Source organism: Bacillus sp. RSS_NA_20 (assembly GCF_020165915.1).
Classification (GTDB): Bacteria; Bacillota; Bacilli; order Bacillales; family Bacillaceae; genus Bacillus; species Bacillus altitudinis.
In genome coordinates this window covers 640,735-655,678 of sequence record NZ_JAIUKW010000003.1, presented here as the reverse complement: position 1 = coordinate 655,678, position 14,944 = coordinate 640,735, and the positions used below count along the sequence as shown (strand labels likewise).

The 14,944-nt window shown below is 41.9% G+C and carries 14 protein-coding genes; 9 read left to right on the top strand and 5 right to left on the bottom strand.

Features of this window, described 5'->3' with window-relative positions; translation table 11 throughout:
- Positions 1-32 precede the first annotated feature (32 nt).
- The 5 genes from LCD32_RS03590 to LCD32_RS03570 all read left to right on the top strand — a co-directional run bounded on the left by LCD32_RS03590 (position 33) and on the right by LCD32_RS03570 (position 6,150).
- On the top strand, positions 33-1,859 hold the full coding sequence (locus tag LCD32_RS03590; protein ID WP_035703793.1) for an APC family permease: 1,827 nt from the start codon (positions 33-35) through the stop codon (positions 1,857-1,859).
- 70 nt (positions 1,860-1,929) lie between these two features.
- Entirely contained in the window at positions 1,930-3,651 is a 1,722-nt protein-coding gene (locus LCD32_RS03585) for a pyruvate oxidase (RefSeq protein ID WP_060780789.1), read from the top strand.
- A gap of 233 nt (positions 3,652-3,884) precedes the next feature.
- Positions 3,885-5,372 carry a ribonuclease YeeF family protein gene (locus LCD32_RS03580; protein WP_411908494.1) on the top strand — a complete coding sequence of 496 codons (1,488 nt, stop codon included), beginning with the start codon at positions 3,885-3,887 and terminating at the stop codon, positions 5,370-5,372.
- A 16-nt stretch (positions 5,373-5,388) separates the two neighbouring features.
- A complete protein-coding gene (locus LCD32_RS03575) occupies positions 5,389-5,844 on the top strand; it encodes a hypothetical protein (protein ID WP_035390392.1) in 456 nt (151 codons plus the stop codon).
- Positions 5,845-5,925: 81 nt separating this feature from the next.
- Positions 5,926-6,150 carry a hypothetical protein gene (locus LCD32_RS03570; RefSeq protein ID WP_035704197.1) on the top strand — a complete coding sequence of 75 codons (225 nt, stop codon included), beginning with the start codon at positions 5,926-5,928 and terminating at the stop codon, positions 6,148-6,150.
- 39 nt (positions 6,151-6,189) lie between these two features.
- On the opposite strand, the gene LCD32_RS03565 is transcribed toward LCD32_RS03570, so the two are convergent.
- The 4 genes from LCD32_RS03565 to LCD32_RS03550 all read right to left on the bottom strand — a co-directional run bounded on the left by LCD32_RS03565 (position 6,190) and on the right by LCD32_RS03550 (position 8,957).
- A complete protein-coding gene (locus tag LCD32_RS03565) occupies positions 6,190-6,453 on the bottom strand; it encodes a hypothetical protein (RefSeq protein ID WP_008346966.1) in 264 nt (87 codons plus the stop codon).
- Between the two features lie 99 nt (positions 6,454-6,552).
- A complete protein-coding gene (locus LCD32_RS03560) occupies positions 6,553-7,122 on the bottom strand; it encodes a GNAT family N-acetyltransferase (protein ID WP_008346964.1) in 570 nt (189 codons plus the stop codon).
- A 67-nt stretch (positions 7,123-7,189) separates the two neighbouring features.
- On the bottom strand, positions 7,190-8,467 hold the full coding sequence (locus LCD32_RS03555) for an Nramp family divalent metal transporter (protein ID WP_008346963.1): 1,278 nt from the start codon (positions 8,465-8,467) through the stop codon (positions 7,190-7,192).
- 229 nt (positions 8,468-8,696) lie between these two features.
- The gene (locus tag LCD32_RS03550; RefSeq protein WP_003214275.1) at positions 8,697-8,957 is read right to left on the bottom strand and encodes a GlsB/YeaQ/YmgE family stress response membrane protein; all 261 of its coding nucleotides are present in this window, start codon (positions 8,955-8,957) and stop codon (positions 8,697-8,699) included.
- A gap of 163 nt (positions 8,958-9,120) precedes the next feature.
- Between LCD32_RS03550 and LCD32_RS03545 the strand changes: the two genes are divergently transcribed.
- Positions 9,121-9,951, top strand: a complete 831-nt coding sequence (locus LCD32_RS03545; RefSeq protein ID WP_047946991.1) for an EcsC family protein — start codon at positions 9,121-9,123, stop codon at positions 9,949-9,951.
- A gap of 25 nt (positions 9,952-9,976) precedes the next feature.
- On the opposite strand, the gene LCD32_RS03540 is transcribed toward LCD32_RS03545, so the two are convergent.
- The gene (locus LCD32_RS03540) at positions 9,977-11,074 is read right to left on the bottom strand and encodes a DctP family TRAP transporter solute-binding subunit (protein ID WP_213406447.1); all 1,098 of its coding nucleotides are present in this window, start codon (positions 11,072-11,074) and stop codon (positions 9,977-9,979) included.
- Between the two features lie 67 nt (positions 11,075-11,141).
- Between LCD32_RS03540 and LCD32_RS03535 the strand changes: the two genes are divergently transcribed.
- From LCD32_RS03535 to dctP, 3 genes are all read left to right on the top strand, one after another.
- The gene (locus LCD32_RS03535) at positions 11,142-12,761 is read left to right on the top strand and encodes a sensor histidine kinase (protein WP_026050048.1); all 1,620 of its coding nucleotides are present in this window, start codon (positions 11,142-11,144) and stop codon (positions 12,759-12,761) included.
- Positions 12,758-13,441: a response regulator gene (locus LCD32_RS03530; RefSeq protein ID WP_224562771.1), complete on the top strand. Its 684-nt coding sequence runs from the start codon at positions 12,758-12,760 to the stop codon at positions 13,439-13,441. The genes LCD32_RS03535 and LCD32_RS03530 overlap by 4 nt, the downstream gene beginning before the upstream one ends.
- 124 nt (positions 13,442-13,565) lie before the next feature.
- Entirely contained in the window at positions 13,566-14,834 is a 1,269-nt protein-coding gene (gene dctP, locus LCD32_RS03525) for a C4-dicarboxylate transporter DctP (protein WP_224562769.1), read from the top strand.
- Positions 14,835-14,944: the final 110 nt, after the last annotated feature.

Genomic DNA, 14,944 nt, shown 5'->3' with positions numbered 1-14,944 from the left:
AAATCGTTTGACACTAAAGGAGCGGGCATCACATGTACAGTTTGATGAAGCGTATTTTAATTGGTAAACCATTAAAATCACAGGCAGCAGGAGAACAAAAACTATCAAAAATCAAAGCTTTGGCATTATTGTCATCAGACGCATTGTCGTCAGTCGCATACGGTACAGAACAAATCTTGATTGTTCTATCAGTTGTTAGTGCGGCAGCGTTTTGGTACTCACTCCCGATTGCAGGTTGTGTATTAATTCTTTTAATGGCGTTAATTCTATCTTATCGCCAGATTATTTATGCTTATCCAGAAGGCGGCGGGGCGTATGTCGTCTCCAGCAGAAACTTAGGTGAAAAACCAGGGCTGGTTGCGGGCGGATCATTACTCGTCGATTACATTTTAACCGTAGCAGTGAGCATTTCTGCTGGGACCGATGCGATCACATCGGCTTTTCCAGCTCTATATCCATATCATGTCATGATCTCAATCGTATTGGTCCTAGTGATTATGGTGTTAAACCTTCGTGGACTGACAGAGTCGGCATCTATTTTGGCTTATCCTGTGTACCTATTTGTCTTTTCATTGCTCATTTTAATTGGGGTGGGCGGGTTTAAACTATTAACTGGGCAAGTGCCGCCAGCACCTGAACATACAGCATTTGGCACACATGTATCAGGCATCACGTTATTTCTTTTATTAAAGGCATTTTCGTCTGGCTGTTCTGCTTTAACTGGTGTTGAAGCGATTTCTAATACAATTCCATCCTTTAAAAAACCAGCTGCACAAAATGCAGCGAGAACTTTATTGATGATGGGGGGATTACTGGCCGTTCTATTTGTAGGAGTGACATTGCTTGCGTTTGGTTTTGGCATCTCGCCAAAGCCAGAAGAAACGGTTGTGTCACAGATTGCATCAGACACATTTGGACGGACATTTTTCTACTATGTCATTCAAGCTGTCACAGCTTTAATTTTAATATTAGCGGCAAACACAGGTTTTTCAGCTTTTCCATTATTGGCTGTCAACTTAGCAAAAGATAAATATATGCCGCGCATGTTTACAGTGAGAGGAGATCGGCTCGGTTATTCCAATGGTATTATCTTTTTAGGCGTAGCTTCTATGCTGCTCATTTGGCTATTTGATGGGAAAACGGAACACCTCATTCCACTTTATGCTGTCGGTGTGTTTATTCCATTTACCTTGTCTCAGACAGGTATGTGTGTAAAGTGGATTCGTGAAAAACCACAGGGATGGAAAGTGAAAATGCCTATCAATATCGTAGGAGCACTTATTTCATTTACGGTTTTCATGATTCTCATTTTGACCAAGTTCCATCTTGTATGGCCAGTATTTGTTTTCATGCCAATTGTTCTATTTATTTTTTATTCTATTAAGAAACATTATCTGTCTGTTGGAGAACAATTACGTTTATTGAATGAAACCGAGCCTGTCGAAATCAAAGGAAATGTGGTCATCGTCCCAATAGCAGGTGTCACACGTGTCGTCGAACAATCTGTGCAATATGCAAAATCCTTATCAGACCAGGTCATAGCGGTTCATGTATCGTTTGATAAAGAGAAAGACAAGAAAATTGAAGCTGATTGGGAAAAGCTGAATAGTGATGTGCGTCTGGTGATTTTACATTCGTCTTATCGAAGTCTCATTCACCCGCTTGATAAATTTCTTGAAACGATTGAAGCGAAAGCAAATGCACATCAATATAGAGTGATGGTGCTCGTCCCTCAATTTATTCCGAAAAAAAGATGGCACACCATTTTGCATAATCAATCTGCTTTCTTATTAAGATTCCGTTTATTATGGAAACGGGATATTGTTGTCGCCACTCTTCCATATCACTTTAAAAAGTAACAAGAGCAAGTTGAAACGTTTGATCAAAAGGGTGCGGTGGTATGGAGTAAGAAAAAAGGAGTTTTCTCACATGCCGCAAAGAACCGCAGGAAAAGAAGTAACAGCGCTACTGGAAGAGTGGGGCGTGAAACATATTTATGGAATGCCCGGCGACAGTATTAACGAATTAATCGAAGAACTAAGGCATGAATCAAGCAAAATTCAATTTATACAAACAAGACATGAAGAAGTGGCAGCACTTTCAGCAGCAGCTGATGCGAAACTAACAGGCAAACTTGGAGTTTGTTTATCAATTGCTGGGCCAGGTGCTGTCCACTTATTAAATGGACTATACGATGCAAAAGCGGACGGTGCACCTGTATTAGCGATAGCAGGGCAGGTTGCCTCAACTGAAGTAGGTAGAGATGCATTTCAAGAAATCAAATTAGAGCGGATGTTTGACGATGTTGCTGTCTTTAATCAGCAAGTACAGACAGCAGAAGCTCTGCCTGACTTATTGAATCAAGCCATCAAAGCTGCTTATACCCATAAAGGGGTGGCGGTTCTCACTGTCTCAGATGATTTATTTTCTCAGAAAATTAAGCGGAGTCCCGTTTATACATCACCTCTTTATGTAGAGGGAGATGTGCGGCCGAAGAAAGATCAACTGCTAAAGGCTGCTCAACTCATTAACAATGCGAAGAAGCCAGTCATCTTAGCAGGAAAAGGATTAAGAAATGCAAAAGAAGAACTTCTTTCGTTTGCAGAAAAGGCAGCTGCACCGATCGTCATTACACTTCCTGCAAAAGGTGTTGTTCCAGACAGGCATGCATACTTTTTAGGAAACCTAGGTCAGATCGGTACGAAGCCGGCATATGAAGCGATGGAAGAGTGCGATTTATTAATCATGCTTGGAACCTCCTTCCCATATAGGGATTACTTACCGGAAGACACACCTGCCATTCAATTGGATATCAAACCGGATCAGATCGGTAAAAGATATCCAGTAGAAGTGGGGATTGTAAGTGACAGTAAGACTGGTCTTCATGAACTAACCTCTTATATTGAATATAAAGAGCAGCGCGGTTTCCTTGAAGCTTGCACAGAGCATATGATGAAGTGGCGAGAAGAAATGGATAAGGAAAAATCTATTGCCACATCACCGCTTAAACCGCAGCAAGTCATCGCTAGATTAGAAGAAGCGGTCGATGATGATGCTATTCTTTCAGTTGATGTCGGTAATGTGACGGTATGGATGGCACGTCATTTCCAAATGAAGCAGCAGGATTTCATTATTTCCAGCTGGCTTGCCACAATGGGCTGTGGTTTACCTGGCGCTATATCAGCTAAATTAAACGAACCAAACCGCCAAGCTATTGCTGTCTGTGGTGACGGAGGCTTCACAATGGTGATGCAAGATTTTGTGACGGCAGTAAAATATAAACTGCCAATTGTCGTTGTGATCTTAAACAACAACAACCTTGGTATGATTGAATATGAACAACAGGTAAAAGGCAACATCAACTATGGTATAGAGCTGGAAGATATTGATTTTGCAAAATTTGCAGAAGCATGCGGTGGTAAAGGAATCTCGGTGTCATCACATGAAGAACTAGCACCAGCCTTTGATCAAGCACTTCAATCTGATAAACCTGTGATCATTGATGTTGCGGTGACCAATGAACCACCGTTACCTGGTAAAATCACTTACACACAAGCAGCGGGCTTTAGTAAATATTTATTGAAAAAATTCTTTGAAAAAGGTGAGCTGGATATCCCTCCACTCAAGAAAAGCCTTAAACGCTTTTTCTAAACAGCAGGTAGTCGGTCTTCTAATTAGAAGACTGACTTTTTTTGTTGAATAGGTAAAATCATTTCAATTATCACTTGTTTTCTGCTGTATAAAAATATACAGACTGGATTTTTTGCAACTTAAAGCCTATTTTTCCAATTCAGTGAGAAAGGTAAAATAGACTTTATGATCAATAATGGAGGGAGTGGCTTAATCTGGGCAAGATACTTGATGCAAAAGCACTAACCAGTGCCATGGATACAAGGGCAAAACACTATCAGGAACTCCGCGAACAAATGTTAGATTTAAAAAAGGCACTTCAAGGTGTTGCCAATCTCGGTGACGACTTCACTGGAAAAGGTGCCGATAACATTAAAAGCTTCTACAAAGAACTCGCCGGAAATGTGGACATGTTTATTAGCTTCATTGATAAACAAAAAGCCTTTCATGAAGGTGTTTCTGGGACACTTGATGATACAAACTTTGGCGGCGACACCTTTGTAGAAGAACACTTTTTAGACAACGCTGTACATATGGGAATCAAAAATGCCAAAAGTATTGTAAAGGATCAAAAAAATGCTCTCAAAACCATTTTTCAAGATATTGATGACCTCATTTCTCTGGAGGTATTTGATAGTAAAACCTTTGACGAAAAGATTGCAGATGCGGAAGATGAACGGAAGAAAACGGTTAAAGATTTAATAGAACTTGATCAAAATCTAAAAGATGAATATGCTTTGTCAGAGACTGAGGAGAAGGCTACAATGGCATTGTACGCAGAAATGATGAATGCGACAAATGACGGAAAATCCATTTCGCCTATGAATTTTGACAAGAAAGCGTATCAAAATAGCGAAATCTATAAGGCAAAAAGCGATATTGAGAAGCAAACTTCTGAATATCTAAAAATCAAAAAAGATCAAGAAGAAGCCCGCAAGATCGCAAAGGAACAAGAAGCGCTCGCCAACCGTCCTTGGTATGAAAAAGCTCTTGATTACGGAGGAAATATCGTCAATGAACTGACAGGCGTGAACGATGCAAAACGTGCCGCAACAGGTGTCGATCCGATCACAGGTGAAGAACTCACCGCAGGACAGCGAGTCGCCGCAGGAGGCATGGCCGCAGCAGGATACATCCCGATTGTCGGATGGGCAGGGCGCATTTTCAAAGGCGGAAAAGCCGTTTATAAAACGACTCAAGCCACGTCCGCCGCAGTCAGAGCAGTAGACATTTACAAGACATCACAGAAGTCTTTCGATGCGTTGAAAACATCACAAAAAGGCTTATATGGCCTCACCGCAACAAACGGCTTCAGCGAAGCGATTACAGGTCGAGATATGTTTGGAAATAAGATCTCGAAAGAACAGCAGGAAGCGAGTATGAATGCGGCTTTGGGGATGCTTTTGCCATTTGGGGCGAAGGGAGTTAAAAGTAATTTAGATTCCATTAAAAAGCCCAAATATATCCCGAAAGATATAAATGGTAAAAATGCGAGTCTGCCAAAATACGAGAATGGGAAGTTAATCAATGGAACGGTTCATAAACCAGATTCACAGTTTCCTCATACGCAAATTGGTTATAGGAAAGGGCGTAAAGAGGGGTACATTCAAACCCTCGAATGGGGAAAAGATGGTACGCCGATACAAAGAACAGATTGGACGGATCATGGTAGAGGTGATCACACAAATCCCCACTCTCATCTTGCGGTCTTTAAGGATGGATCATGGAGTTTTAAAGAATAATTTGGAGGAGATTTGAATGGGTGTAAAGGAATCAGCGTTTCTATTAAAAATAAGAGGTAGGGAATATTTTAACGATGAATTATCTTGCTTAGGTGATCAACTTGCTGAGATTCTTTTGTGTATTAAGGAATTTAAACAGGATTATCAATGGTATGTATTTGATGTCTTTGGTTCGACTCATTCTTCTCTTTTTGAGCTATTCCCAAGCCAAGATTTGAGTGTAATGTCAACAGACCAATTAATAGATAGTGTAAGACAAGTTGTTCAATTTGAATCAGGTGTCTTTATAGGATTTCAAAAAGGTTTACAGATTGAATGGGATTTGAATTCAATGCCTGAAACAGAAGAAGATGAGGGCATCCAACACTCTTTAGCAGATATTGAAATTAGAGCATTCGATTTTTCTTACTTTGAAGTTTATGGTAATGATGTGGAAATTGAGAAACACCTGGTTCATAACCTGAATAAGTGAGAGAATTTCAATACGTTGTTGAGTATAAATGTATCTTAAAAACGAGGCTAATAAACCACCACAAAAAAGGGGAATCGACCAATGCTATGGATTTTCACACAAAACGAACAAAGTTTCGTTAATGTCCACGAAGTCACAGTAACCGGTAAAAAGATTGAGGGGTCTATCGCAGGCGGCGATTCTTGGGTCAAGACGCTCGGCAAGTATGACTCAAATGATCGAGCGTCAGAGATCCTTCAAGACATTGTGAAAGTAATTGAAAAAAACCCAAATGGTACGATGACCTATCGAATGCCTCAGCAGTAAAAAAGAAACCACCTTTCCATCGCGAAAAGGTGGTTTTGTTTATGAAGGTGTTTTGGTAAAGGCTAAAAATAACGGGATGCCTGTGCCGACAAGTGTAGTGGCGAATAGGAACATACCGCAAATGAATAGAAAATGACTGGCTGAAAAGACGAGTGCCAGAATGAGAAACACGATGCTGAGTCCTGCCATGCTATATGATGGGACAAAGCGGCGTTTGTATGTGGCTTTCTTTGTTAGGAATGAGAAGAAAATGCCAAATAATAAAGGGACAATCCATAAGTAAAATAAAATAATAAGAGACATACATCATACCTCGATTTTTTCCTTCTATTTTATCAGATGCCAATCACAACGGATACTACAAAGCTTCACTTTGTAAAATAGTTCATGCAATCGACACAATTAAGTGGGCTGATTGATCGAATTCGTTTTTTGTTTCATATATTCAGGCTGTAAAAGTGCGTACACACAGTGATCGGCAAAGTGGTCGCCTAGCCATTCACATTGTCTTAATATGCCTTCAAGTGAAAAAGATAAACGCTCTGCGATGCGTCTGCTTTTTTGATTATCAACAGCGGCCCTTATTTCAATGCGATGCAGACCGCACTCTTCAAATAAATAGTGAATGACCGCTTTGCATGCTTTTGTCATGATGCCTTTTCCTTGATAGCCTTCCCCGAGCCAATAGCCAATGGAAACCGTCCGATTAATCCAATGAATTTGGTGGGTGCCAATGATACCAACGAGTTCTCCATGTGACCAGATTCCAGCCTGAAAACCATTGTTTTGCAAAGCTTGCTGCATGGCACCTTGAATAAACGCCATGCTGTCTTCTTCTGTCTGCGTCGAATCGACCCATAGCATCCATTCACGTAAGTGCTCTCTTGAGCGTTGGATGAGCAGGTACAGACTTCTCGCGTCTCTTGGTTCAAGCAGCCGCATGGATAGATCTTGATCCTGATAAAAAAACATGTGATCACATCCTCTCAAGGGAAATTCTACCACAACCCGATGTAAAAGACAGCATGATTACTGTCTTTTACATAAACGTATCCACAATTAAAAACAGATTAAGTGCGACAACAAGAGCTGCTATCACCCAAGATATTCCTGTCACCCAGCGAGCATTCGTCAAATCGCCCATAATTCGTTTTTTACTTGTAAACAAAATGAGCGGAATTAAAGCAAACGCAATGCCAAATGATAAGACCACTTGACTCATCACAAGCGCAGAAGTCGGATTGACCCCAGATGCAATGATCGCAATAGGTGGAATGATGGTAATCAGCCGGCGGACATATAGCGGAATTCGGTACTGAATAAAACCCTGCATAATAATATCGCCTGACAGTGTACCGACAGAAGAGCTGGAAAGTCCGGCTACAAGCAAACCTACACCAAATAAGATGGCTGATACAGGACCTGCGAGAGTGCCAAAATGCTGAAATGCTACATCTAAATCCTCAACAAAAAGACCATTTTTAAAAAATAAAGCAGCTGCTACAATCAACATGCTGGCATTGATGGCGCCAGCAACTACCATCGCAATGAGGATGTCTAAAAACTCAAAACGAAAAATCAGCTTTTTCTCTTTTTCCGTTCTGCCGACGACTCTTCTTTGCGTTAAGGCTGAATGGAGATAGATCGCATGCGGCATCACCGTAGCGCCTAAAATACCAGCGGCAAGCAGTACGCTGTCTGTCCCTTCAAATCTTGGAATGAACAGTCCACCGGCGACACTTGCAAGATCAGGTTTAGCCACAAAGGTTTGTACAGCGAAAGCAATCACGACAACAAACAGCATGCCGGTAATTCCTGCTTCTAACGCTCGATAACCTCGTCTTTGGAGCTCTAAAATGGCAAAAGAACCGATCGCTGCAATAATCGATGCTTCAAGCAGCGGGATACGAAAGAGTAAGTATAAACCAAGGGCAGCCCCGATAAATTCGGCTAAATCGGTGGCGATAATGACGAGTTCGCCCTGAATCCATAAACCAATCGAGACTGGTTTTGGAAACTCTTCTCGTGCAATTTCAGGTAAATTTTTCCCTGTTGCGATTCCAAGCTTTGCAGACAAAGACTGGATGAGTAAGGCCATGAGATTGGATATGAGAATGACCCATAACAGAAGGTAGCCATATTTCGAGCCAGCCGCAATGTTGGTCGCAAAGTTTCCTGGATCAATATAGGCAATGGCTGCGATAAAAGCAGGTCCGAGAAAAGGAAGGAGCCTTCTAAAACCCTTCACCTTTCCTTCAAGTGCACGCTCCGCTGCCACTGACATGTGGGCCTGTGCCTCGATGTATTTGTTTGTCATATGTCATCACCTAGATTCTACAAAGTTTTGCTTTGGCACAAAAAGTTTCCTCGATGCAATTTTTAATCATCATATGCCCATCTACATGAAAAGTCAACTATCTGAACTAATAGGTTTGTTTATCATATGTAAGTGAAAAAAATAGATACCTTGTCAATCAACACATAAAAAACACCGCCTCTGATCTTAGGCGGTGCATCCTCTACTTCCTCTTCTTTTGTATCGTTTTTTAAGAAACCCTTGATCCAACGCTGCGGAAGATCAGGCTTAAAATAATGACAAAAATGGCTGCTCCTAAGATCGCTGGAATGATCGCAAATCCTGCCAGACTAGGACCCCACGTTCCAAGTAATCCATGACCAATCCAAGCTCCTGCAAGCCCGGCAATCATTGAACCGATCCAGCCTCCTGGCACACTGCCTCCAGCGAGTGCACTCCCAATGAGACCAATGACAATCGCCACAACTAATGAAATCAGAAATCCTAACATGTTGATCACTCCTCTTTTGTTTGTTTATTGTTTACTAAGCAATAACCGTTTTAAAAGAGATTAAAACCTTTCGGAACCGCTTCAATGTTCGATACGTATGATGGACAAGGATTGTGTATAATAACAGACATATACTTGAACGGCATCTAAGGAGGCAAATGGCATGGAGGAAAGAGAGTGGCTAAAAGCACAATTAAAAGAGATTGAAAAATGGGAGAAAGACCAGCAGAAGGTATGGTTTTGGGAGAAACTTAGCCGGCTTCCATTTCAAATGCTGGACAAGCTGACCCCTGCCTTTATTCAAAAGAAAATCGGTGTGTTATTAGATGAGATGGGGCACTACATTCAATCAGGCGGTGTCTATTTGACGTCAGAGAAAGGCATTATTCATCAATTTCAAAAGAAATGTGCCGATGAATCGATTCAGCGTATTGAAGATATTGAGGCGGCTCCGATCGAGGTCATGGATGCCATTAGTGATCAGATGGGGAAAAACCGAACAAACCTCGCCACTGTGCAAGGTGCGACAACAGGTGTCGGAGGTATGTTTACATTAGCGGCAGATATTCCGGCTGTTCTGGGTCTCTCTTTAAAAACATTACAGGATATCGCCGTCACCTATGGCTATGATCCGAAAAATAAAGAAGAACGAGTCTTTATCATTAAATGTTTACAGCTGAATTCTGCTGACGTTGTTGGGAAACAATCAATATTAAAAGAGCTGAAGAGCTATCATGCATCAGAAGGGAAGCACGAAAACATGATCTCTCAAATTCAAGGATGGCGTGAGGTCGTATATAACTACCGTGATTCGTTTGGCTGGAAGAAGCTGTTTCAACTTGTCCCAATTGCGGGGATTTTGTTTGGTGCAGCGTCCAACCGCTCACAGTTAAAAGGAATTGCCGAAACAGGCATCATGCAATATCGAAAGCGCAGAATATTATCAAGATTAGAGGAGCTCGCTCAGCAAGAACAGCGTGACTCCGGCGCATAAAAAAATCCCTTTCTAAAGGGATTTTTTATTTGGTCTCAGCATCTTCTTCAAACGCTTGAATCGGAGAATATTCATAGCGTGCCCGGAGCTCGCGGATTTGTTTGATCAAGGTGGAACCTATGATCCTTTCTGCTTCATCATATAAAGGATCGAGCGCCTTCATCCATTTTTGCCGCTCTGCTGGTGTTAATTCGTGTATCGCAATTGGAGATTCGCGTTTAATATCCTCCAGCTGATCCTTGTTCATCTGTTCGGCATGTTTTTCGTTCCATGCCGTTGTTTCTTCCATCGCTTCGAGTAAAATTCGTTTCGTCTCAGGTGTCTGACGATCAAAAAAGGATTGATCCGTTAAGACGACATACCCTAAATACCCGTGATTACTGATCGTCATATAGTCTTGTATATGATAGAATTTTTTTGAATAAATATTTGAAATTGTATTTTCTTCACCGTCTACTTTTTTTGTTTCTAGCAGCTGAAACGTTGAATTAAACGATTCCTGATAGGGTTTTGCGCCAAGAAGCTTGAATTGCTTTTCAATCATGTCACTTTGCATAATACGAAGAGATTGTTTTTTTAAATCACTAGGTTGCTTGATTGGGCCTTTATTCGAAGTGATTTGCTTAAAGCCATTTGTCCAGTAGGCCATTCCCTTTAGTCCGTCTTTTTGCAGTGTGCCGAATAGTCTCTGTCCAATCGCACCATGTAACCCTTCTTGGACAGCATCGTAGTTAGAAAAGGCAAAGGGCAGATCAAGTGCCAGCCATTCAGAGGACAGCATGCCGAGCTTTGACGTAGACGGAGCAATAAATTGAACTTGATTCTCTTTTAGTGCATTAATTTCTTCGATATCAGAATAAAGACTCCCGTTTGAAAAGATTTGAATGCTGATCCTGCCGTCGGATTTTTCGTGAACAAGCTCAGCAAATTTCTTTGCAGCCAGCCCTTTTGGGGTATTATCTGCGACAACATGGCTGAATTTGAACACAAGCTGATCCTTCAGCCCTGTCTGTTCATCGTCGAAGGTCGTCGCTGATTTAGGCATCATATGATAAAAGCCAAAGTATAAAGCGGTTACAAAACCGATGATGAGCAATAGCGTATAGGCGAGTAAATTCTTCATGCGTCAGATCCCCCTTATGTCAAGGATACTTGACAGAGGAAGAATTCGTAAAGATACAGGTGAAAAAATGATGAGAAATCGACTGAAATTACAACAATTATCTATTAGATGGAAGCTCACCATCCTCACATATTTCGTTGTCATTTTTGCCCTTTTAATCGGAGGAATTGTTCTGGTCGGGGGAATTCAGCAAACAGAGGAACGAGAACTTCGAAAAAGGCTCATGAACACGGCAAGAACAGTAGCTGAGATGAATGAGGTAAAGCAGGCGTTGGATGATCAGACAAAGGAGCGTGCGCGGTTGCAGCATGCCATTGAAGAGATTCGGATTATCCAAGATGCTGACTACATTGTTGTCATGGATATGGATCACGTGCGATTGACACATCCAGTGAAAACAAGGATTGGCCAGCGCTCTGAGGGGACAGATGAAGAACCTGCCTTTGCAGAGCATATCTATTTCTCAGAAGCACAGGGAGAGCTTGGCACAGCCATTAGAGCTTTTTATCCAGTAAAGGATGAAAAATTTAACCAAACAGGGGTTGTACTAGTCGGAAGAACATTGCCGAGTATGGCAGATATATTAGGAGAAATGAAGCAGGATATCCTCATGATCCTTCTGCTCACACTCAGCTTCGGGCTTGTCGGTTCATTTTTGCTCGCCCGTCATATTAAACAGCAAATGTTTAAGCTAGAGCCGCATGAGATTGTCAGAATGCTAGAGGAACGCACCGCTACCTTTCATTCCATTAATGAAGGGGTCATTGCCATTGATAACCAGCACATGATCACCATTTTTAATGAAAAAGCAAAGCAAATTTTCAGCGTGACAGGTGATGTAGTGGGCCGAAATATTTGGGATGTGCTGTCAGATACAAGGCTTCCAGAAATCATTGACCGCGCAGAACCCGTCTACAATGAAGAAATTCATATGAGCGGAAAGCGGATCATGAGCAGCCGAATTCCAATTGTGATGAAAAAGAAAATCATCGGAGCGGTTGCGATTTTTCAGGACCGGACAGAGGCGGCCAAATTGGCGGAGGAATTAACCGGGGTGAAGAACTTCGTTGATGGCCTGCGGGTGCAAAATCATGAACATATGAATAAGCTTCATACAATTGCGGGATTAATTCAGCTGGGGAAAGCCGATCAAGCGCTCGATTTAGCGTTTCAAACGACCGAAGAACAGGAGCATGTGACGGACTTTCTCCACCGTGTAATACAGCATGATGCAGTTGCAGGTTTATTGATGAGCAAGATAAGAAGGGGCAAGGAGCTAGGCATAAAGGTTGAAGTAGATGAAAATAGCAGTCTGCGCGATTTCCCAGAGCGGCTGGATCAGCATGATATGACGAAGCTACTTGGCAACCTGATCGAGAATGCCTTTGCCGCGTATGATACTGTAGAAAGAGACACAAAACTCATTTCTATTAGTATTGATCAAACAGAGGATGTCCTCGCGATCTTAATTGAAGATTATGGTTCTGGAATAGAAGAGGACATGATTCCTCATATTTTCGACAAAGGCTTTACTCACGGTAAAGAAGGCGGAACAGGCTACGGACTGTATATTGTAAAAACGATTATCGACAAAGGAATGGGAAATGTAGAAGTCACATCAAGCATCGGCATTGGTACCACCTTCTCAATCGAATTCCCAATGACAATAGAGGAGAGAGACAGATGACTCAGATTAAGGTGCTATTAATTGAAGATGACCCGATGGTGCAAGAAGTCAATAGAGAGTTCATTAAGAGTGTCCCTGGCTTTCAAGTTGCGGCTGTAGCAGGAAATGGCGAGCAGGGCATCCAGCTCATCAAAGACATTCGCCCAGATCTTGTGGTGCTCGATGTGTATATGCCTAAAAAAGATGGCGTCAAAACACTGCAAGACATCAGAAAGCAAAAGATGCAGGTGGATGTGATTGTGATTTCGGCAGCAAAGGACAAAGAGACGATCGGCACCATGCTTCAAAATGGTGCCCGAGATTATATCATTAAGCCATTTAAGTTCGAACGGATGAAAGAATCTCTTGAAAGCTATAAAGCGTTCAAATCAAAAATTCGTACCGCAGCAGAATTTTCTCAAGAGATGCTCGATGATATCATACGAAAGCCTGTAGTTAAGCAGGAAGAGACATGGCTTCCTAAGGGGCTGAATGTGCATACGATGAATGAAATTAAAGCCTATATGCGTCTGCAAGAAGGAGCGCAGTCTGCAGAGGAAGTCGCCAATGCACTTGGGATTGCACGTGTCACAGCACGCCGTTATTTAGACTTCCTTGTAAAAGAAGGCGAGCTGAAATTAGATATGCAATATGGCGGGGTCGGACGCCCTGTGAACAAATATATCGTACATTCTGACTAAGAGACCAAAAAGACCAAAATGTACGATATGTCCATAAGCTTCACAGCCTATGATGAAATCGCTATCATTTACCTACAGATAACAGTTAAGCGTTTACATCAAAGGGTGAGGGAGTTGATTTTTTATGAAGAGGCTATTGAAGAACCTGACATTTCAGGTCATTGCAGCTGTCATTATCGGGATTGTTGTTGGGATGGTTTGGCCAAACGTCGGGAAAGAAATGAAGCCGCTTGGTGACACATTTATTAATGCAGTGAAAATGGTCATTGCACCTATTATTTTCTTAACCATTGTTCTTGGAATTGCCAAGATGGGGGACATGAAAAAGGTTGGAAAAGTGGGGGGAAAAGCTTTTATCTATTTTGAAGTTGTGACGACGCTTGCGCTTGTCATCGGACTGTTTGTGGTCAATATCATGAAGCCAGGAGCAGGTCTTGACTATAGTAAGCTTGAAAAAGGGGATGTCTCGCAATATACCCAAAATGGAGGACAGGGTATCGACTGGATGGAGTTTGTCACACACATTGTGCCATCTAACATGGTAGATGCCTTTGCAAAGGGAGATATTTTACAGGTCTTATTCTTCTCTATTTTATTCGGTGTTGCGCTCGCTGCACTTGGCGAGAAGGGGAAAGGCATCATCGAATGGCTTGATAAACTGTCGCTTGTCTTCTTTAAAATCATTGGTTACATCATGCGTGCTGCGCCATTAGGGGCATTTGGAGCAATGGCTTATACAATCGGACACTTCGGTTTAGCTTCAATTAAACCACTTGCTAGTCTGATGCTTTCCGTTTATATGACGATGTTCCTGTTTATTTTCGTCGTGCTGAACATCATTTGTAAAATGTATGGCTTCAGCTTGTTCGGTTACCTCCGTTTTATCAAAGATGAAATTTTAATTGTTCTTGGCACAAGTTCTTCAGAATCTGTCCTGCCAAGAATGATGGATAAAATGGAACGCTACGGGTGCTCTAAGTCAGTCGTTGGACTTGTCATTCCGACAGGCTATTCCTTTAACTTAGATGGAACCTCAATCTACTTGTCCATGGCCGTGGTCTTCTTAGCGCAAGTGTTTGGGGTGGATCTATCCATCGGACAGCAGATCACGATTATCCTTGTTCTGATGCTCACATCAAAGGGAGCAGCTGGAGTCACAGGAAGCGGATTTATCGTGCTAGCTTCTACACTTGCTGCACTTCAGGTTATCCCGCTAGAAGGTCTTGCACTGCTATTAGGGGTCGACCGTTTCATGAGTGAAGGAAGAGCGATTACGAACCTGATTGGAAATGGAATTGCTACAATTGTTGTAGCGAAAAGTGAAGGGGAATTTGACGAAGCGAAGAGTAAAACAGCACTACAGGAAATGCGAAATATCAAGCAGGCTGTTTAGTATAAAAACATCCAAAAACCGAAACCTTATGTTCTACATGGGGTTCGGTTTTTTCTTGTGTAAAAAAGAAAAAACATAAAAGCTTGATAAATTTAGGACGAATCGTAAGA